The sequence below is a fragment of the Coleofasciculaceae cyanobacterium genome, from assembly GCA_036703275.1.
Classification (GTDB): Bacteria; Cyanobacteriota; Cyanobacteriia; order Cyanobacteriales; family Xenococcaceae; genus Waterburya.
Genome location: DATNPK010000052.1, coordinates 1 through 19,198, shown reverse-complemented (window position 1 = coordinate 19,198; position 19,198 = coordinate 1). Strand labels below are relative to the sequence as shown.

General features: G+C 42.1%; 13 protein-coding genes and 2 pseudogenes. 5 read left to right on the top strand and 10 right to left on the bottom strand.

Annotation, left to right across the window (positions count from 1 at the left end; genetic code table 11):
- Positions 1 to 382: 382 nt before the first annotated feature.
- From V6C71_09310 to V6C71_09275, 8 genes are all read right to left on the bottom strand, one after another.
- Positions 383 to 604, bottom strand: a complete 222-nt coding sequence (locus V6C71_09310; protein ID HEY9768681.1) for a peptidoglycan-binding domain-containing protein — start codon at positions 602 to 604, stop codon at positions 383 to 385.
- A 42-nt stretch (positions 605 to 646) separates the two neighbouring features.
- The gene (locus V6C71_09305; GenBank protein ID HEY9768680.1) at positions 647 to 1,903 is read right to left on the bottom strand and encodes a cytochrome P450; all 1,257 of its coding nucleotides are present in this window, start codon (positions 1,901 to 1,903) and stop codon (positions 647 to 649) included.
- Between the two features lie 275 nt (positions 1,904 to 2,178).
- Positions 2,179 to 2,538, bottom strand: coding sequence for a VOC family protein (locus V6C71_09300; protein HEY9768679.1), 360 nt, complete (start codon positions 2,536 to 2,538; stop codon positions 2,179 to 2,181).
- Between the two features lie 44 nt (positions 2,539 to 2,582).
- Entirely contained in the window at positions 2,583 to 3,824 is a 1,242-nt protein-coding gene (locus tag V6C71_09295) for a cytochrome P450 (GenBank protein ID HEY9768678.1), read from the bottom strand.
- A 194-nt stretch (positions 3,825 to 4,018) separates the two neighbouring features.
- Entirely contained in the window at positions 4,019 to 4,675 is a 657-nt protein-coding gene (locus V6C71_09290) for a glutathione S-transferase family protein (protein ID HEY9768677.1), read from the bottom strand.
- 86 nt (positions 4,676 to 4,761) lie between these two features.
- On the bottom strand, positions 4,762 to 6,357 hold the full coding sequence (locus tag V6C71_09285) for an FAD-dependent monooxygenase (GenBank protein HEY9768676.1): 1,596 nt from the start codon (positions 6,355 to 6,357) through the stop codon (positions 4,762 to 4,764).
- A 55-nt stretch (positions 6,358 to 6,412) separates the two neighbouring features.
- A complete protein-coding gene (locus V6C71_09280; GenBank protein HEY9768675.1) occupies positions 6,413 to 9,805 on the bottom strand; it encodes a ferritin-like protein in 3,393 nt (1,130 codons plus the stop codon).
- A 319-nt stretch (positions 9,806 to 10,124) separates the two neighbouring features.
- Entirely contained in the window at positions 10,125 to 11,660 is a 1,536-nt protein-coding gene (locus V6C71_09275; GenBank protein ID HEY9768674.1) for an FAD-dependent oxidoreductase, read from the bottom strand.
- Positions 11,661 to 12,298: 638 nt separating this feature from the next.
- Here V6C71_09275 and V6C71_09270 point away from each other — a divergent pair.
- The 4 genes from V6C71_09270 to V6C71_09255 all read left to right on the top strand — a co-directional run bounded on the left by V6C71_09270 (position 12,299) and on the right by V6C71_09255 (position 17,835).
- Positions 12,299 to 14,116: a CHAT domain-containing protein gene (locus V6C71_09270; protein ID HEY9768673.1), complete on the top strand. Its 1,818-nt coding sequence runs from the start codon at positions 12,299 to 12,301 to the stop codon at positions 14,114 to 14,116.
- Between the two features lie 98 nt (positions 14,117 to 14,214).
- On the top strand, positions 14,215 to 15,132 hold the full coding sequence (locus V6C71_09265) for a DUF3365 domain-containing protein (protein HEY9768672.1): 918 nt from the start codon (positions 14,215 to 14,217) through the stop codon (positions 15,130 to 15,132).
- Between the two features lie 128 nt (positions 15,133 to 15,260).
- Positions 15,261 to 16,760 carry a hypothetical protein gene (locus V6C71_09260; protein ID HEY9768671.1) on the top strand — a complete coding sequence of 500 codons (1,500 nt, stop codon included), beginning with the start codon at positions 15,261 to 15,263 and terminating at the stop codon, positions 16,758 to 16,760.
- A 28-nt stretch (positions 16,761 to 16,788) separates the two neighbouring features.
- Entirely contained in the window at positions 16,789 to 17,835 is a 1,047-nt protein-coding gene (locus V6C71_09255; GenBank protein HEY9768670.1) for a DUF1822 family protein, read from the top strand.
- Between the two features lie 144 nt (positions 17,836 to 17,979).
- Here V6C71_09255 and V6C71_09250 read toward each other — a convergent pair.
- Both V6C71_09250 and V6C71_09245 read right to left on the bottom strand, forming a co-directional pair.
- Positions 17,980 to 18,099 (bottom strand): annotated as a pseudogene (locus V6C71_09250) (IS4 family transposase).
- Positions 18,100 to 18,151: 52 nt separating this feature from the next.
- Positions 18,152 to 18,973 (bottom strand): annotated as a pseudogene (locus V6C71_09245) (3-phosphoshikimate 1-carboxyvinyltransferase).
- Positions 18,974 to 19,030: 57 nt separating this feature from the next.
- Between V6C71_09245 and V6C71_09240 the strand changes: the two are divergent.
- On the top strand, positions 19,031 to 19,198 hold a 168-nt coding region (locus tag V6C71_09240), incomplete at its 3' end, for an IS1 family transposase (GenBank protein ID HEY9768669.1).

Below are 19,198 nucleotides of genomic sequence, written 5' to 3'. Positions count from 1 at the left end.
TAATTTGCTGAGTGTCATTCAAACCTGTCGTTTTCAGCACCGCTGTGTAATGGATTTTTTCACACAAGCTTTACTGGCAACCATCGGTGTTATTGAGCGCCCTTCTTTAATCCCTCAATTTAATACCTGAATTCTTACGTTCCTAGGTACATAAAAAAGTAACTAAGAACTGCCATAACAGAAAAAACAAGCTTTCCAAGGGCGAAAAAGTGCTATTTACATAAGAGATCTATTAAAGCGATCAACAAGGAAAAAAAACCACACCATACGTCATTTTTTAAATCGGCAACACTAGTATTGTTGGTCATGTCTCAAATCGCCTGCACCATTAAATGATGCAGACATTCCCTTTAATTCAACTCGGTCGATAAGCTATTCGGGTTTAAGGTTTCAAAGTCATACTTAACTTCTGTCCTGTTTGCTGTCCGACAACGCCATCGATTTTCAAGTCATTTTGTTGTTGAAATTTTTTCACCGCTGCTTCGGTATTAGCATCAAAGCTACCATTAATTTCTACTTCATATTTCAAAGCAGATAAATCTTGTTGAAGGCGTTCTACTTCAGAACCTTGACTGCCTAGAGTTAAAGTGGAAGGATGACTCATGTTATTTCTCCTAATAAATTTAGATACAGTTAACAAATTTCCTCAAGTTAAATCCCATTCGAGATGGAGCCGCTTGAAACCACGGCTCAATAATGCAGGAATGTTTTCTAGCTTTTGGTTGGGACTAAGTCTCAAATTTGCTAATCTCTGAGACAAGACTTCAAAGGCAATGCGACCTTCGCGCCGTGCAAGGTTAGAGCCAATGCAGTGGTGCGCGCCGTGTCCAAATGCCAAATGCTTGCTGGTTGCTTGTTCGTAACGTTCTAACTGAAACTCAGCAGCATTTTTAAATTCTTTTTCATCGTGATTACCCGATCCATACATTAAAAAGATACGGGTATTCTCAGGTAATTTTATTCCTGCAAGTTCTACCTCTTGGGTGGTAGTACGAATTATTGCAGGGATAGGACCTTCATATCTTAACACCTCTTCAATAGCGTGAGGAATCAAGGAGGGGTTGTTACAAAGTCTTTGCCATGACTCAGGACGTTCTAGCAGCAGTTTTAAACCATTGCCGATTAAATGACTCGTGGTTTTATGTCCTGCAACTACTAAGCCACACAAAACAATTACCATCTCATTTAGGGTTAAATCGGAATTTTGGATTTCGCTAATCAAATCATCCTGAGGATTTTTCTGTCTTGCTTCAATCAAACCCGCAATGGCGTGTTGCATTTCTACAAAGCCTTGAGCGCACTCTAGCTGTTTTTCTGGTGTTAAATGGGATGAGAACAAAGCTGTTGTTTGATGACCCCAATTCTTGATATTTTCCATCATCTCCAGAGGCACGCCATACATAGTTAGAATGACTTCCAGAGGTAGGGGATAGGCAAATTCTTCGATGATATCAACTTGTCCATCTTTAATAAACTTGTCTACCAATCTATTAGCAATAGAACGAATCGAATCTTCCATCGCCTGAAGCTTTTCGGGAACAAATATTTTTAGAAAAGGAGCGCGTAAACGTTTGTGTTGTTTGCCATCAGTATTGAGCAAGTCACCAACCATCGGAAAGCCTTTTCTGAAGACTTGGATTGTCTCTGGCGTGTATTCTCCAATCGGCTGGAGATTATCTTTAGAAGAAAATTTACCTGGATTTTTGAGGACGCTAATGATGTCATCATAACGAGTTAAAACGTAGGTGTTTAAGATAGAACTAAAAAATAGCGGTTCTGACTCTCTCGCACGCTCAAAGAATGGATAGGGATTTTCTAATTGAGGACTGACAAAAGGTTGAAACTCTTTGCCCAGATGGGGGCAAGTTTTTGGCGCTGCGCCTGTTGAAGATTGTTGGTTCATTTAAGATGGTAATTAATTTATTTGCTTATCAAAAAAACTTTTAGCTTTGGTTTGACTGCTAATGCGGGCGGTCAAAAAGCCTGTGGGATGTCTACACTCAGGTATGGTTCAAGACCATATTTAAGAGAAGCTAAGAGCTAATAACTAATAGCTAGGGCTTCGCCCTTGATTGATAAATGGATAAATGATATTAGGATCTTCATATATAGATAGCCGTCAGTAAAACTAACTGATGCAGTAAAAAACGATATTGCATTGAGTTTTCTTTAATCAAACTATTGATAAATGGAGAAAGGATTACCTTCTGGATCTAAAGCATCGGCAACTTTGGCATTGTTTACACGGGAATTAATCTTGCCGAGTTTTAGACCGCGAGCGCTTAAAGTTTGGTGAGCTTTTTCGATATCTTCAACGGCAAATACTAGCTTGGGTCGATCTGCTAGTTCTTTTCGAGGATCGAAATGTAGAGTTAAAGAGCATCCACCCGAAGCAAACTCGACCCAAATCTGCTGGCTATAGTCATCTAAATCTTTGGGGTATTGGACGAGCAAATCTAGAATATCGCGGTAGAAATGTACCTGCTTGTCCATGTCTTTGACATAGAGAATAATTTTGGCTAAACCTTGAGTAATCATCTGAATATAAGATTGTTGTTTGAGTAAGTAATTAATTTTTCAGACTAATTTTTTAAACTTAGACGTAGATGTTTTGGACCGTGAAAGACGATGTTTTCTGCCCATTCCAACGTTCCTTCAATTAGACGCAATTCGGGCAGACGGTTGATGAGGATATTCAAGGAAATTTGAGCTTCAGCGCGAGCTAGTGCCGAACCCAGACAAAAATGAATCCCACCGCCAAAACCACAGTGTTTATTATCCTGACGCTGAATATCGAGCAAATCTGGAGACTCGAAACGTCTGGAATCGCGATTAGCAGAACCGAGCATTAGACCCACGCTGTCACCACGGCGAATTAATTTACCGCCAATTTCTACGTCTTCGTAAGCCCAACGGGATAACATTTGGACGGGACTGTCATAGCGAATTAGTTCTTCTACTGCCGTTGGGATCAGTTCGGGACGAGAACGTAAAAGCTTTAGCTGTTCTGGATTGCGGAGTAAAACGAGTGTCCCTTTGCTAATCAGGTTAATTGTGGTTTCGTGTCCTGCGGTAAGCAGATGAATGCAGGTAGCCAGAATTTCCTCATCATTTAATTTATCTCCTTCGTATCGCGCCTTAGCCAAAGCAGTAATGAGATCCTGACGAGGTTCGGCACGTCGTTTGGCGATCGCATCTTTAAAGTAGGCAATAAAGGCTTGAGTCGCTGCTTCTGCCTGTTCGTATATTTCCACTGAAGGAGTCAAACGAGATGCGCTGGCGTGCTGTAGTGCTAACGCCCATTCTCTAAAATCAAAGCGATCTTCGGAGTCTACACCTAGCAAGGCTGCAATTACCATTACTGGTAAAGGAAATGCAAAGTCGTCTACTAGATCTATTTCTTGCTTATCTTTAACTCGTTCTAAAAGACCGTCAGCGATATCGACAATAGCAGGACGAATGTCTTCTAATATCTTGGGAGAAAAGGCTTTATTGACTAATAATCTTAATCTAGTGTGGTTAGGGGGATCGCGAAATACCATCCAATTGCTAACCATCGAACTAAAACCTTTATAAGCTTTGGGAACTGGTGCAGTTTCGATATCGTCGCGGACTTTATGACCCTCGCGCCCAAAACGCCGATCTTCGAGAACTTGCATCACATCTTCGTAATGGAAAAGATACCATGCACCAGATAGTTGACGTTTGGCGGCTATGCCCCAATGTACGGGGTCGGTTTCTCGATAGTGGTTATAAACTGGATAGGGGTCGGCTATAACTTCTGGCAAAAACGGATTTAATCTTTCAAGGGTTGAAATAGTCATATATTTTAAGAGCAGATGATTTTTAAGGTTGCCGATTCACAGTTATATGTAATTAAATAGTTGGCGCTTAAACGTACTTATTCACCAACGGTCCGTGCCGTCTCCGTCGTTTGCAGGGCATTCGCCCAGATCGTCGTCTTCGACGACTGGCGACTTTTTCAAAGTCGCGCGCGGAGTAATCTGTGACTCCAGCATCAGGTTAAAGCCATTGCATAGGGCAAAGATGCCAGCATCTCGGTCATTTGGGCGCGTCCCTCACTTTGAACTTTGGCTACCGATGGTCTGGATTCTAAGCGTCTGACATAATCCGTAAGACTGGGTAGATGTTGGTGGTCATAAACCAGGCGTAAGTAATTCAGAGTGGGGCCTGCGGTACAGTCGGCTAGAGAAAACTCATCCCCCGCCAGCCAGGTACGGTTTTGCAGCTTATCTTCTAAATAGAGAGAGGCTGAGTCTACTAGTCTTTGGGCTTTACTTACTTCTTTTCCGCCCCGCATTTCTAAAGGACGCTGACTATTAGCAAACAAAACTTCTCGCCCACCATTGATATAGACATCAATGATTCTTTCTATAGTCCGAATCTCCAAAACATGTTCTGGATTTAGTAAATAGGGCTGGTGTGGAAACTGGCGATCAAGATATTCAATAATCACGCAGGCTTCAAAAATTATTTCTCCGCCGTTGGTTTCCAGAGTCGGAATTTTGGCAAAGGGATTAATCTTTTGATATTGCTTCCGTGCCTGGGGTTCAAAAAGATTTACCTCAATGGGAGTAAAAGATAAGTCTTTTTCGTAAAGAGCGATTAAGACTCGCTGGGAATAGGATGAAGCGGGGGCATAGTAAAGTTTCACGATCGTTTTTAGTGGGATAGACTTCGTTTCTTTTAGCTTGTTCGTAGCTAATAGCTATTAACTCTTTGGGTTAGGACAAAGCAAATTTAAAAATATCCGCAAATGCGATCAACTATCGCTTCTGAGTCTGAGGGTAGTTCGTTGCCTCTCCAAGCTACGTGACCGTCGGGGCGCACCAGTACATAGTCTTTTTCATAAAGATTGGCGATTGCCTTATTCTCAATCCGATAAGTCATTAGAGGTACATTTTTTTGCTCGCAGGTCTTTTCTAAGGTTGTCACCTCCTGGTTTTTGAAGTTGAACAGCACCAATCCGCGACCAAAGAGATCTAAAGTAGATTTCCCCGACTTTAGCCAAGCATGAGGGGCGCGACAGCCGGGATAGCTGTTTTGCTGCCACTCTTGGGGATTATCGCTAGGAGGCTTACCGTCAGTCGCGATCGCAGGTGATTCGTAGCGGAAACCAAAGTGAATCCCTGGTGCGTCAAATTCTTGCTTGACGTTACTGCGTTTCATCCCTTCAGCCATCTGCTGACGGATTTGTTCGCCTTCGGGAGAATCACTAGTAATCGCTGGCGGAATAGCGCGTTTTTGAGTACGTTTGAGGTTGGCGTTGGCTGCTTCTAAGTTTCTCACCGCAATGGGTTTTCGTTCGGCTTCGTAGGTGTCGAGGAGTTGGGGGCTTGCCCAGCCGTTGAGAGTAGCTGCTAGCTTCCAGCCTAAATCTACGGCATCAGCAATTCCCGTATTCATGCCAAAACCACCAGAAGGGGAAAGTGTGTGCGCCGAGTCCCCCACAAAGAAAATCCGCCCGTCGTTATAATGCTCTGCAACTCGATGGGTTAGATGCCAGGGGAGATTGGAAATAATTTCAATCGGCGTATCAATGGCGATCGCTGCTTGAATTGCTTCATAGGCATCGTGGACTTCGCCGTTGGCTTGGGGTTTTAGAATCAGACGATACAGGCTATGACCGTCTACAGCCCGTAATGGTTCTTGGATGGTAGGATTAGCTAGAAAGAAAACCATCGCGTTATTTTCTCCCAGTTGCTTTGCCAATTCTGGGGCTTTAAAGACGACGCTTTGAAACTTTTGAGTTTCATAAAAAATGGGGGCGGGAACTCCACAAGCTTTACGAATTCTGCTGCCAGCACCATCACAAGCCACGATGTACTTAACTTTAATTATTTCTGTTTCATCTGTCTCTAGGTTAGTGACTGTTGCCGTAACTCCTGCTTCAGTCTGCTCGAAACTATCCAGACGCGAAAGAAGTTTTACCATCCCCTGTGGATATTGACCCAAATTATCGAGGAAAATAGGAGTAAACCAGTTTTGGGGACAAACTTGCTCTGGTTCTGGGGTATGTTCGGGCTGCGATCGCGAACTATAAGAAGGAAAGGGAATACGGAAGATTTCGTGACCGCCAACCCTTGTAACCCAAGCCACATCTAGGGGATGGTCTTTAGGCCAGCCCGCATCGCGGATCTGTGGGGCAATACCCCAACGCCGACAAAACTCCATCGATCGCGGTCCTACGGTACTAACTTTCGGGTCGATAACCACCCCGTCAGACTTTTCTAATAGCAAACAATCTATTCCCTGATAACTTAGTTCGTGAGCCATCGCTAATCCTACGGGACCCCCACCAACAATTAGTACTTGCGTTTCAATCGTCTTATTCATTCTGCAAACAACTCCAGCTTTAAAAGTAATTTCTTAATTCGGCGTTTAATATTCGCTAGCCAGCGATCGATGACTGTGCCATCTCGTCAAAAAACTTGGTGTAAAAATCCAGCATTTCCCGAACCGCAGAGCTAATGGACTCGCATTCTTTAGCCCGATCGCTCAATTTCTCAAGGCGACGAGCAATCGACGTATATGCCACCTCTGGCTTGGGAATATAAGCAGGTGATGTTACCATTGCGAACGAGGGTCCTGCTGTTCTGCCCCGTTTGCCAGAAGGCATTGTGGTTAATAATTCTCCTAGGGGTCGCACCATACCAGTCATCAGGTCTATGGCAGCATTCATCAGTTTTGAGCGACGTAAACTAGCGTTAGGCATCAACCCGAAATGCTGCACCATGATTTGCATCATCAGAAAATAGCATTCGTTACAGATTTGCATCACCTTTCTGGTTTCGGCAGCCGTCACTACGTTGGTATTGCGGTCTTGATAGTGGAGAGTGGGATTGCGTAGGGCAGGATAGGCGGGATTCCAGCACAGTCCTGGGCGGAGTTTGTTCTCTCCAGCAAACTGCTGTTGCGATAGGGCTTCTGCCATGCGCCGAAACTGTTGGTAGTGAGATTTGTCAAACTTGGGGGAGTCGGCATTGCATCCTTCTCCCTGTTCGGCGATTAAATCGACGGCAAACAAGGCACTATCTACATCATCTACCTGTAGCTGATAGTCTGGATGCTTCTGGTTAAAATCTGACCGTAAAAATATATGGTGTTCGCCACCAACATTACCTTTTTTAGCCAAGAACAAGTCGGGAAGATTGGCGATCGCTTCGCGGATTTGACGGTACAGTTCGCTCAAAGAACCATAACTGTGGAAGCGATCGGTCATGGGGTCGTCAGACGAGCGATCGTCGTCGATTAAGTCCTCTTCTAAAAAGTCGGGCATCTCCAGACGCATAAATCGCTGTACGCTGGTCATGTTCAAAGGTTCGAGAGCCAAGTCTACCTCAAGAGGAAAAGACTGATTGATCTTGGCAAAGTCAGGGTTGGCGGGATAAAAGGGTTCTCCCATTGCCATCAAAATATTATTAACCAACAAAAAGTGGATCATTTCCTCGTGAGAAATTTCTAGCAACACCCCTCTCATGCCATAGTTCCTCGCTTCTCGACCGTCGCCACAGGCTAAGGTCAGCTGTTCGGGAGTCCACAAACCCTGACGCACATACTCCTGACCAGTAACGTGATTAGGTATAGAATAAGCTGCATAGATATATTGCAACATAACCGCTACTTCCAGTTCTGCTGCCTGTCGCAAGGCAACAACTAATTCTTCGCGGGTTTGAATTGTCCGCTGAGTAGGCTTGGCTACGGGAGTCGCTTGGGGTACATAGCCAACTTGCTGTTGATTTTGTAAATACTTATATAAAAGCATGGTTTTTGGTTGGGACATATCCCTGGTTGGGGGCATATAGTAGGTTTTATTACGGTTGCGGGGGTCGGACATCTGCCACATCAGGCGGGCATAAGTTTCCACCTTGCACTTGTCGGCTAAACTAAAAACTTCTGCCTTCATAAAAGAAAAGCACAGCTCATAATAAGCCAGTATTTCTCGGTAAATTAAGTCAAAATCAACTTCTTCAGTGGGTATATCGTCTAAATGCCAGTCATTACCCATGACTCGAGCCGCAAACGACCCAGCACCAGCCCAAAAACCCAGGCGATCCTCGTTGTCGTAGCTAATTTCTGCCTCATCGGGGAGATCGCCATTGCACGGGTTATCTTGCAGATCTGCGGATAACAGTACTCTCGTAGTTCCCGCTTGCTGACCGCGCAGGGTTAACCAACCACATCCGTCCTCATTCGTAAACAGAGTACAGCTAGAGGAAAAATCCCCTGCTGCCGTTTGCTTGCCTGGTTTAAATTCCAAAATATTTAATTCGCTACTGGGAGGAAAGTGAAAAGCACGATTAGCATTAGCAGGATCGTTCTCAAACTCGTAACGTAGCTGGGGAAATCCTTTGGGGTTGTAATACTGACGCACATATACAGCATCGACAGATGCGGGCTGTCCTCGAACAAAAGAGCGTACCTCTACTTCTACAGCATAGTCGTTTTGGTTTTGGCGCTCGGGAAATTCGACAAACAGACAGGCATCATCAATCTGGAGATTAATCTCTTGCTCGCGAACCAGCAGTTGTTTTTGTCCGTCTGCCATTGTGCCAATTAAACACAAACCTTCTCGTTCGACGGAATTTCTTAAATCTGACCAAGTCGTTGCTAGAGGTACGTCGATAATTCCACTAGTAAGTTGATAGGCTTCCTGTTGATAAGCCGATTGGGGAATTCGCGCTACTAACTGTTGAGTTTTGCGGGTACGCAGTTCCCATTCACCCATATCCCGTTTAGGACCGAGCGCGTGAGTAGGTCCTGGCCCAGACTGGGATGCGCGACCCAAACAAGGTACTGAGGCGATCGCATTCAGACTAACACCATCAGCATCAACCCGAACGGAAAGGTTAGAGAGCATCTTTGCTTTACTCTTGGCAGCTATACCGTTAGGCTTATCGCCACTATTCTCAAAATGACTAACCGGAGTTAGCAATCGACCATGGGGATAGGTACTTATTTCTCCCTGACACCACAAACCGATAGTACCGTTGAGCGACCAAAAACTAGGCGCGTTAGGCTGCGTGGGGGCAGACATATTGCTCAAACCAAACTGCACTGCCAACCCCAATACCTCATCGAGATCCATCGCCTGCTTTAACAGCTTAACCGTAGGGGAAAGACTAGCTTCTTCTCCCCAGAAAAAATCTTGTGCCTCTTTAGAAACCGTAAACTGATGAACGCTCGCCCGCTTAAACTCACTATTGAGGCAGTGTTCGGGCAATTCTTGAATATAGTCAAAATTTTGCCAGCGGGCGGGTTGTAGACCCTCAACGGGAGCAGAAAGCATATTTGGCACTTCTTGAGAACTACCTTTTCTGCCAAAGGTTAGCTGACCGACCATAATCGTTGTCGTCCAGTTAGAAGCTGGATCGCAATCAAAGATCCTCGCCCGATTTACAGTAGTTCCCAAATATTCGTTGTGGTGTCCCCACATATCCACGCTGCGTCCGACTACGGGGTCGTGGCGATCTATCTTTCCTCGTTCTCTTTGGATGCTAACAATTTGAGCTTCAATCGCAAAATGCCCGTTGCCCTCAAAGTCCCAGCCCTTTGCCATACTAAATGCTCCTGCCTCGTCCCACTGCCCTTGAGCGTTAAACTGAGGTCCTTTTTGCTGGAGATATTGATGGTATTCAGATATCGGGCGGTGCAGGTCGAAGGGCTTACCATCTTGGTAAACATTATTATTACTGAGGTCTACTAAACCATTTTTATGTCCTGTAGGAGCGTGAATGCGAGCAAATCCTTGAAAATGCAGACGAGGAAAAGTGAATATACTCATGGTATTGATCGGTTATTAAAAATAAAAATCGCGTTAGTTGTAGAGTCAAAAAAAATTATTTGTATATTTACTACCGAGTTATATTCGGATACTCCCAGTTACCTTTTACCTATTATTTTTTCTCAGTACCAGGGGAAAAACTCAGATATTTTTTTAGGTAACGTAAATTTGTATAGAGGTTCAAACCCTTATTACTTGGTTGTCAGTTAATTATTGCTCGACCTACCGCCAAGCCGTTTTAGCCCTTCGAGTTCGAGTACTTAGCATTGTTGAAGAAACCTCGCGCATTATGCTCTCAATATAGGTTATAATAGGTTACTTACGCTGCCAAAGGTACATTACAAGCAACTTCACACTCTAGAGGTATCAATGTTGTGTTTTTGATCTGTACTACGGGCTGATGAGCAACAAGTTCGTAAACAGCTTCGAGTGCAGACTCAATCGAACCCTGAATCCAAGCGTGATATTTAGAACAATGTTCCCCTGCAAAAAAGAGTTGATTTTGAGGTCTAGCAGCTTCTAAATAATTGAGTTCGCGATCAAATCCATTAGAATTATCGCCACCCCAAGGAACAGTACAGCCACCGCCACCCCATTCATAGTTACCCCATGCCATAGTCGCTCCGTCAACAACCATACCAGAAGTGTTGATCTCTGGATGAATCTGACTAACAACATCTTGAACATAAGAGTAGCGTTGTTTCTCTAACATATTGCCCAAACGTACCGCGTCATCGCCAATAGTGTAGCTAGCCAATAACGCGCTGCCTTGACTGGGATTGAACTTCACCGAAGGATAATAGGTTTGACGAATACCTTCACCAGTGAAGGATGCACCGCCTTTGATGCCTTCTTTTTCCCAAAATGACTCGGCACAGTGAAATGCTACCTTAGTTGCGGGGCAGTAAACGGTATTGCCAATCGACGCTAGTTTTTGCTCGTCAAATCCACTCAACTTGATTTTTTTGAGGATCGAGAAGGGAATAGTACACACAACATTGTCACAGTTGCGAGTTTTTACTTTTCCGTTTTCCGTCCAAGAAACTTTTACAGAATTTTCTTTAACATCTAAAGCTACGACTTTTCGGTTGTATTTAATAGGAGCTTTTATTGCTGCTACTAAACGATGAATTAGTTGATCCATACCGCCTTCTAATTGCAACAAGTCTTGGCTAGTCTCTACCGAAATATCTGACAAAAACATATCAAGGTCTTTACTGCAAGCTGCGCGAAAACTGGGATTGGCTTTGATAAAGCTTCTAAGGTCGATTTTGTCGCCATTTTCATTAACGAATGGTTCTAAATCTAGCTTTTCTAAATCGTCCATCAAGTGAGATTCCAAGTCTTGATCGAAACTAGCACGCAGATCTCCAGGAGCGATCGCATCAACAATAGTTTTTAGCCAGGCTGCAAACAAACAAGTTTTCTCGCTGTAGTCTTTGGCAAACAGACTTGTTTGATAGCGTTCGGCAAAAATACGAGGAGCATCTTTCATCCGAAAAACTTGGTTTTGAATATTCATCAAAGCATTTTGTTCCTCGAAGATTGTAGTAAACTTGCTGAGTTTATCTTCTAATCCCATTTCGCGAACGTAATGTAGAGTGTGTTGATGTTCTTTGGGAATACGCATTGCACCGAGTTCTCCGTAGGGAGCATCAGGCTCATCTCCAAATCTATGCGTCCAAATTCGACCACCAATACGAGAACTTCCTTCAAAAATTTCAACCTGATGACCTAACTTTTCTAGTTCGTAGGCTGCTACTAAACCTGCTATTCCTGCTCCCAGGATAGTTACTTTTTTGGATTCGCCTTGGTTAGCTAGTTGGCAATAGTTGAGAATTGTTTCGATGTTCATAACAGTTAAAAATGTTAATGTGCCTTTCTAAATCTTTTATAGATATCAGCAGTTTTAACTTATGCACTTTTTCAATCCAACAACCTCACCGAAAATTGCCAACTCTTAGAAAACATAGGCTTTCAAAAATTATTAGACATTGCTGAACTAAGGCATGATTTGAGTGCATTCCCATAATACAGTGAGCAAGAATGGTGTGATGCCGACCGCTAGCTGAGTACATGCGGCTAGAGACTTTGTTCGAACTTGCTTCGCAACCGCGATCGCCAAATTGCTCTATGAGGAAACAAATTCAGAACTAGTTAAAACACCCTCTGAATGGGAAGGCACTCAGCAACAACTAAACAATAGTAAATGTTGTCGTGATCGCGCTTTTGAACTAAAAAAATAACCGAACAAGAATTTGGTTATAAGTCTTTTAGCACTTCTCAATCGGGCTATCTACCTAGAGAGCGAACAGTTTGCCAAAGAGCGATCGCGACTAGTTATCGTCGTTTTTTAATAAAACCTCAGAGTATATATCTACAATAGAACACAAATATAAACATGAGCATAAATATGAGCAAAGTAAAGTCCGAGCATTGACAGAAATGCTAGGCTATTAAATTAAATGGTTTCTATATTTAGAAAATTACCTGATGAGTACACTAGTCATCTTAAATCTAGGAAGCGGTGACCTTTTGACTGGGTTTCCTCAAGTAACTGTTCGGCTCTGGACAGCAGGAAGTAGCTTACCAGAGCAGTCTATAGGTAGTTTACCACCTGCCCCCAGACTAATTGAACTATCTCAGACTTGGCAGTCAATCTACCGCTGTCTGTGTAGTTCTCGGTCGCTACGTTCTGCTGTGTTAGCTGTTGAAGAAGACGATCTTTTAGAGATTGATGAGGTGGGGATTACCAATGTTTCTCAGAATAATTTGGATTGGGTAAGTCAGCAGCTCTGTATAGAGCTAAATACCTGGCTGAGTGCGAGAGGGTTTTTAAAAATAGAGCGACACATGCGATCGCTACTTCATCCAACAGAAGAAATTCGCATCATTCTAGAAACTGACAATGAGTTGCTACGGCACTTACCCTGGCATAAATGGGAAATATTCCAAGATTATTGTAAGGCAGATATCGCTTTAAGTCAATCAAATTACAAATCCCGCCAATTCCGACATACCCAAATTCTGAGAAACAAAATTAGAATTTTAGCAATTCTAGGTGATAGCAGAAATATTGATGTTAGGGCAGAAAGGGAGTTTCTCCAAAATTTACCAAATGCCGAAACCACATTTCTCGTAAATCCTTCCTGTCATGAATTCAACACAGAACTTTGGAGTTCACTCGGCTGGGATATCCTCTTTTTTGCTGGACATAGTCAAACCGAAGAAAAAACTGGACGACTCTACATTAATGAAAACCCCACAAACAACAGCATCACTATTGAAAAATTGGAAGAAGCACTCAAGGCCTCGATCGAAAGGGGTTTAATGCTGACTATATTTAATTCCTGTGATGGATTGGGATTGGCTTCAGCATTGGAGAGATTACATATTCCCGTTATTGTGGTGATGCGAGAACCAGTGCCTAATCGAGTAGCACAAGAGTTTCTAAAGTATTTTTTAGAAGCATTTGCCATCGATGAGCTTTCTTTCAATCGAGCGATGCGACGCTCGTGCAGGAAGCTGCAAGGATTGGAAGAAGACTTTCCTGGAGCTTCTTGGTTACCTATAAGTTGTCAAAATCCAGCCATAAAACTGCCAACTTGGTTAGAGTTGGATGGCTTGTGGCATCAGTCTTCACAAGTAAATTTAGAATCAGAATTAACTACCGATAATCTGATTCTAGCCCCCAAGATTGTTCGGCAATTGGAGCCACAATTAGAATCAAATAGTGAAGCTAATATTACTCTTGAAATAAGTAGTCGACCAGCTTCTTTTTTTACTCCAAAGCAATATTTCCGTGTGGAAGAAATATTAACAGAATCGCTCGGACCAATTGCCTCTAGCTTGCTCCAACAATTTAAAGCACAGTCACTTACGCTCGAAAAGTTAGTAGAGAACTTAACGAATTATCTCTCTGTTTCTCAGCTAACAGAGTTTAAGCGGCAAATAAAACCTTTACTGCAAGAGCCTGGCAATGCATCTATCACGAATTCCCTAAAGGGTGAAGCAGTTTCTTTAAGCGGGGAAACCCGCGCTACGGAACTTTGCGCTCCGGCTCATCGCTTTCAAGTGCCAATCAATACTCCCATTGTTTCTCAAAAGCAAGAAATTACTGACGTTTTGGTCTGTGAATATGAACAAGCACTAGCAGAAATTGTGGGTCCAATCGCAGCTTTTTTAGTTCAAAATGCTCTAGCTTCCTTTCCTCAAATTTCGAGAGAAAAACTGATTGAAATTTTATCAGCCAAGATTTTCGAGCCTCAAAAAGCGATTGAATTTAGACAACGGTTTTTAGACTCAAGTTAAATAATTATCATAAAAAAAATTATCATAAAAAAAGTGTAAATATCGCTCGAATTTAGAGAAAACAGCAATAACTTTGGAAAATCAAGTTTGAGGTAGGTATGTTTTTCAAGACTCGCTTCCAAAATATTAAAATCAGTACTAAATTTAATCTATTTGTCATTATCATTTTCATTATTGGAATTTTACTCAGTGGTTTGACATTTTGGGGGACACTCAAACATCGGGCTGAAGCTGAAGTTAGCTCTAAAGCTTTAGTCCTTATGGAAACAGTAAATGGAGTTAGAAACTATACTCAAGACCGAGTTAATCCTCTTCTCAAAGAGAGAATAGAAACTGAGTCCAAATTTACTCCAGAGGCAATTCCCACCTACGCTGCCAGAGAAGTCTTTGAGTATTTTCGTAAAAATCCAGATTATGCACAGTTTATTTATAAAGATGCCGCACCCAATCCGACAAACTTACGAGATCGGGCAGACGAGTTTGAAACTAAGCTGGTAGAGCAGTTTCAAGAGCAAGGTTCTTTGCAAAAAAGTGGATGGCGTGAGTTTTATGAAGGAGATGTATTTTACGTAGCACGACCATTTACCCTGAAAAAACAAAGTTGCCTCAAATGCCACTCAACTCCAAGCAAAGCTCCTCAGAGCTTGTTGACGACTTATGGTACCGAAAACGGTTTTGGATGGGAACTGAATCAGATCGTTGCAGCTCAGGTTGTCTACGTTCCTGCTGAAGAAATTTTAGCCAGTGTTCGTCGTTCATTTGTCACCACACTAGGAATTTTGGCTGCTACTTTTATTGTGATTATTTTCTGGCTCAATTTCTTTTTGAAACGCTTTGTAATTCTGCGGATTCAAAAAATAGCTAGAACCGCACAAGCGATCAGTCGCGGAGATCTCAAAGCTGATTTTGCAGAAGATTCTAAAGATGAAATTGGTCTTCTGGTAATTGCCTTTAATCGAATGAGATCTAGCATAGAAGTAGCAATGAAACTGTTGAATCAAAAAAAGAGCAACTGACTTTAATTTAAATCGTGTGAATTGTCTAGTTGTGCTGTAAAAGCTGCATCAGTTCAAAATCTCTGGCAACTATAAATCTATGCACTTTAGAAACAGAATATTAATTAAGATGAGGTAGAGCAATACTTATGACTGTGTCATCAAGATACTGGAAAATTTGGCGCATCAATCCCGCTGGGGAAAGGTTGGGATATAAACAGGCTGTAGCACCTTTGGCACGAGAATTCGTCGAGCAAAAATTAGTCAAAACTCAGAATAATGACCGCCTTCGGCGATCAGCCGCCAGCTCTGGCTTTGAAAGCCAGACACAGGACTTGTCCGCATGTACGAGTGACCTAAAATCGAATCTAATCTCATATTTTTACCACCAAGATCCTGCGGTGGACCTGGCAAGTCGCGCCCAAGCTGGTCTTTGTCTGAGGTGTTATGTTTCCGAACCTATTCTCAAAGCCTGTTGCAAGCTGGATAATCTTTTTGGTGGTGATAAGCAGTTTAGCTATCAAGATTTGCTGACGTTTGCTCTCAATGATGACGGAGAAACTTTGGTAGTCTTGGATCGCGATCGCCAAACGCAACTGACTTTAAATCAAGAGGGTAAAGCTAAACCAACTGCTTACCAATTTTTTACCGTCAAGGTTTTGCAAACATATAATGCCGGCTCCCCCTCAAGAATGAGCTTGGATAATTGGGCTTTTTTGCAAACCAAACAACATCCCGAAATCAAAAATTTCTTAGCCGAATTTGGTTTTAAACACATTAGTGATTGGGCGCTGTTGAATAGAGCTAGACCCAAACAAATTGAGCAATTGGCTCCTGGCGATCGCACTATTGTAGAAGTTTACCATTCAGTCTATCGTCGCGACAGAGTTCGGCAGCGATCGCCAGGAGCAAAAAGATGTCCCGACCCCTCAACCGTTCAATTAGAGGAAATGCTCGACTGTTTGCAGGGGAGAAATGTCACCGTTCAAACTACGGCAAAGTTGCTTAAAGAATTAAAACAGGTAGCATTGCAGTTAAGACAATATGATGTATGGAGTAATAGAGAACCTTTAGAGATTCAAGATCCCAATACTGGCGATTATACAACCAGAACGGATTTACCCAATGAATCTACAGGCAAATTGGATGTCGAACAGCAGGAACTCTTGGAATTTCTACATGAACAACTCGCACTCGCTTTAACTCAGACGATAGAGCAAGAAATTCATAGTTGGATAACTAAACTAGAAAAAAGCAAAAAATATGCGCCCTATGCCAAACAATTCATTCCTGGATTGCAACTTTATTACGACAAGGGGTTGAGTTTAAAAGATATTGCACCTAAACTAGAAATGTCAAATTGGGATCGAGCGAGACGAATATTAAATCCAGGGGAACTACTGAATAAGGTGCGTGTCGTTTGCATACAAAAACTGCTGGTAAGTATCTTGGAAAAAGCTCTAGAAAAGGGTTTAACCGAAAATCCTCCAAAACTAGAATATCTTCAAAGCGTAACCGAACAAATTGAAACTTTTGCCGATACAGAAATTTTTATTGAAGCAGCAAAAGAAATTAGGGCAGGAAAAAACCGTAAAATGGACAGTATATATTCTCAGCAACTTTGTCTAATTTTAAACAATATAACTTAATCAATACATAAATATTTAAAGGTAAAAAATGCTCAAATCTCTAAATACTCCAACTGATTTTAGGCTGTTATTACCAGAATCTATTTGGTTAGAGCCAGAAGATTTCGACCGAGCTAAAAAAATTAGCAACCGAGTAAACTATGAATCGAGCCAATGGCAAATCTATTTAGATACATTGGCGTTATTTGCCTTGGAAAAATGGTTCAAAGAGAGAATGCCAGAGCAATCTATTAGCGCGAGCGAGCGGATGATTGTGAATACAGGTAGGCTCAATATTGGTGAATTCAAAGTTTGTGCGATCGCTACCGATCATCTGCTAGATGAACAGGTCATGCTACCCAGAAATATTATAGAGTCTCCAGAACTAACAGCTCATTTTTATGTGATTTTGGAAGTGTCAGAAGAGCAAGAAGAAGTTATTTTTAGAGGTTGTCTCAACTATGACCAATTAATTAATTATCGCGAGGGCGTAAATTTACAACCCCAGGATAATTTTTACCAGTTACCACTATCTTTATTCGATACGGAGCCAAATCACCTATTGTTCTATTGCCGTTTTTTAGAACCTGCCAGCATTTCTTTGCCTGTAGACGCAGTTCAGACTACAACAGTAGCACCAAAGGAATATATTCAAAAAAGCACGACTAAATTAAGCCAGTGGCTACAAAATGCATTTGATGAAACTTGGCAGACAATTGACTCGCTCATCAATCTAGAAGCAAATTTAGAATACGGTCTTAGAAATGCCGATGAAGAAGTGAAGCGAGCCAAACTCATCAACTTGGGGATGCAGTTGGGAGAGCGAAATGTAGCATTGTTAGTGAAAATTGAAGAGAAACCTAACGAAAAATTAGCTGTTTCGGTTCAATTACATCCCCATGGTGAAGTGAGACATTTGCCACCTAACCTAAAACTGATTTTATTGTCAAAAGCAGGAAAAATTCTCCAAAAAGTGCAATCGAGAACTCAAGATAACTATATTCAACTTAAATCCTTTAAAGGAGAACAAGGAAAACGATTTCAAATTCAGGTGAGCTTGGGAAGTTTCAGCATTACGGAAAATTTTGAACTATAAGATGAAGAGAATATCTCTTGTTTGTCAAACTGAGTTAAAACTTTGGTTGTGTCGCAAAAAAATTAAAAATACCTAAGTACAGGACAAAAACTGTAGAGACTGAAGAAAATCGTCTTCACGTTCATCTAGATTCAAGAAAATAGAACGTAAACGATCAAAGCCATAACGGAAAATGCTTTTAGCTTTTCGTCCATGTTTTTTAATCAAAATCGGTTTTGTTTGAGAGAGCCACTGACCTGTTCGATATGCCCAGCATAAAGCGATCGCTTTCTTTGACCCGTAGTTCGGCTGCATCTTTAATTACAGTTTTTCCCTCAGCAAAAGCTGCTGCTACTACAATAATCGGAATTTCATAAATAGAGCGTAGGGTGAGTTTTCCAGCAATTTCGCATCCATTTAGACGACTATAGCGAACACACAAATCTGCGCTCGGTTCTCCTGCAACAATTCTTTTATTTTCAATCGTGATATCTGCACCCATTTTGAAGAGAACATCTAAAATTCCCGTCCGAGTGGGGTTAATTCCGACATTTTTTAGTGTTAGTTCCGAATCTGGTACAACTGAAGCAGCTACTAACCAAAACGCTGCCGAACTAATATCCCCAGGTACAATAACTGATTGCCCTTGTAGATTATTACCGCCCCTGATAGTGACACTATTAGTTTGGGAGTCGATTTTAAGATCCGCGCCAAAGGCTTTCAGCATTCTTTCACTATGATCTCGTGATAGGGCAGGTTCAGTGACGGTGGTTTGTCCTTCTCTGTGTAAGCCAGCTAGAAGAACACAAGATTTGACTTGAGCCGAAGCTATAGGGGAACGGTAGTGAATTGAATGCAACTTTTTTCCTTTAATAGCTAGAGGAGCTAAATTATTGTTTTGTCTCCCCCAAATTTCTGCCCCCATTTGAGTTAAAGGTTTGATAACGCGAGACATAGGACGAGAATTTAAAGAGCGATCGCCTGTTATAGTGTAAAAGCAATTATCTCTCGCTGCTAAGATTCCTAACATTAACCGCATGGTAGTACCAGAGTTACCAGCATTTAAGACATCTACAGGTTCTTGAAATTGCTTTAAACCTCGCCCTTTTACTATAACTTCTGGGGCAGTGAGATCGCAAATATCCGGGTTGTGTAGCAAAAGAGTGTATTAGGGTATAATTGATAAGTCAAGAAAAGTTTGAGGATTAAAAATTAAATGACAGTTTGGATAGCAGTAAGATGCCCATTTTGCCAATCAACAGATGTAGTGAAAAATGGGAAATCAAAACAAGGAAAACAACGCTATTGCTGTCGCCATAAAGAATGTCCTCGCTCTACCTTTATACGAGATTATACTCATTATGGTTACCAACCAGAAGTAAAA

Excerpts from the sequence above, each read along its gene's own strand:
- V6C71_09310 (HEY9768681.1), bottom strand. The coding sequence starts at position 604 with ATGAGTCATCCTTCCACTTTAACTCTAGGCAGTCAAGGTTCTGAAGTA.
- V6C71_09305 (HEY9768680.1), bottom strand. The coding sequence starts at position 1,903 with ATGAACCAACAATCTTCAACAGGCGCAGCGCCAAAAACTTGCCCCCAT.
- V6C71_09300 (HEY9768679.1), bottom strand. The coding sequence starts at position 2,538 with ATGATTACTCAAGGTTTAGCCAAAATTATTCTCTATGTCAAAGACATG.
- V6C71_09295 (HEY9768678.1), bottom strand. The coding sequence starts at position 3,824 with ATGACTATTTCAACCCTTGAAAGATTAAATCCGTTTTTGCCAGAAGTT.
- V6C71_09285 (HEY9768676.1), bottom strand. The coding sequence starts at position 6,357 with ATGAATAAGACGATTGAAACGCAAGTACTAATTGTTGGTGGGGGTCCC.
- V6C71_09280 (HEY9768675.1), bottom strand. The coding sequence starts at position 9,805 with ATGAGTATATTCACTTTTCCTCGTCTGCATTTTCAAGGATTTGCTCGC.
- V6C71_09275 (HEY9768674.1), bottom strand. The coding sequence starts at position 11,660 with ATGAACATCGAAACAATTCTCAACTATTGCCAACTAGCTAACCAAGGC.
- V6C71_09270 (HEY9768673.1), top strand. The coding sequence starts at position 12,299 with ATGAGTACACTAGTCATCTTAAATCTAGGAAGCGGTGACCTTTTGACT.
- V6C71_09265 (HEY9768672.1), top strand. The coding sequence starts at position 14,215 with ATGTTTTTCAAGACTCGCTTCCAAAATATTAAAATCAGTACTAAATTT.
- V6C71_09260 (HEY9768671.1), top strand. The coding sequence starts at position 15,261 with ATGACTGTGTCATCAAGATACTGGAAAATTTGGCGCATCAATCCCGCT.
- V6C71_09255 (HEY9768670.1), top strand. The coding sequence starts at position 16,789 with ATGCTCAAATCTCTAAATACTCCAACTGATTTTAGGCTGTTATTACCA.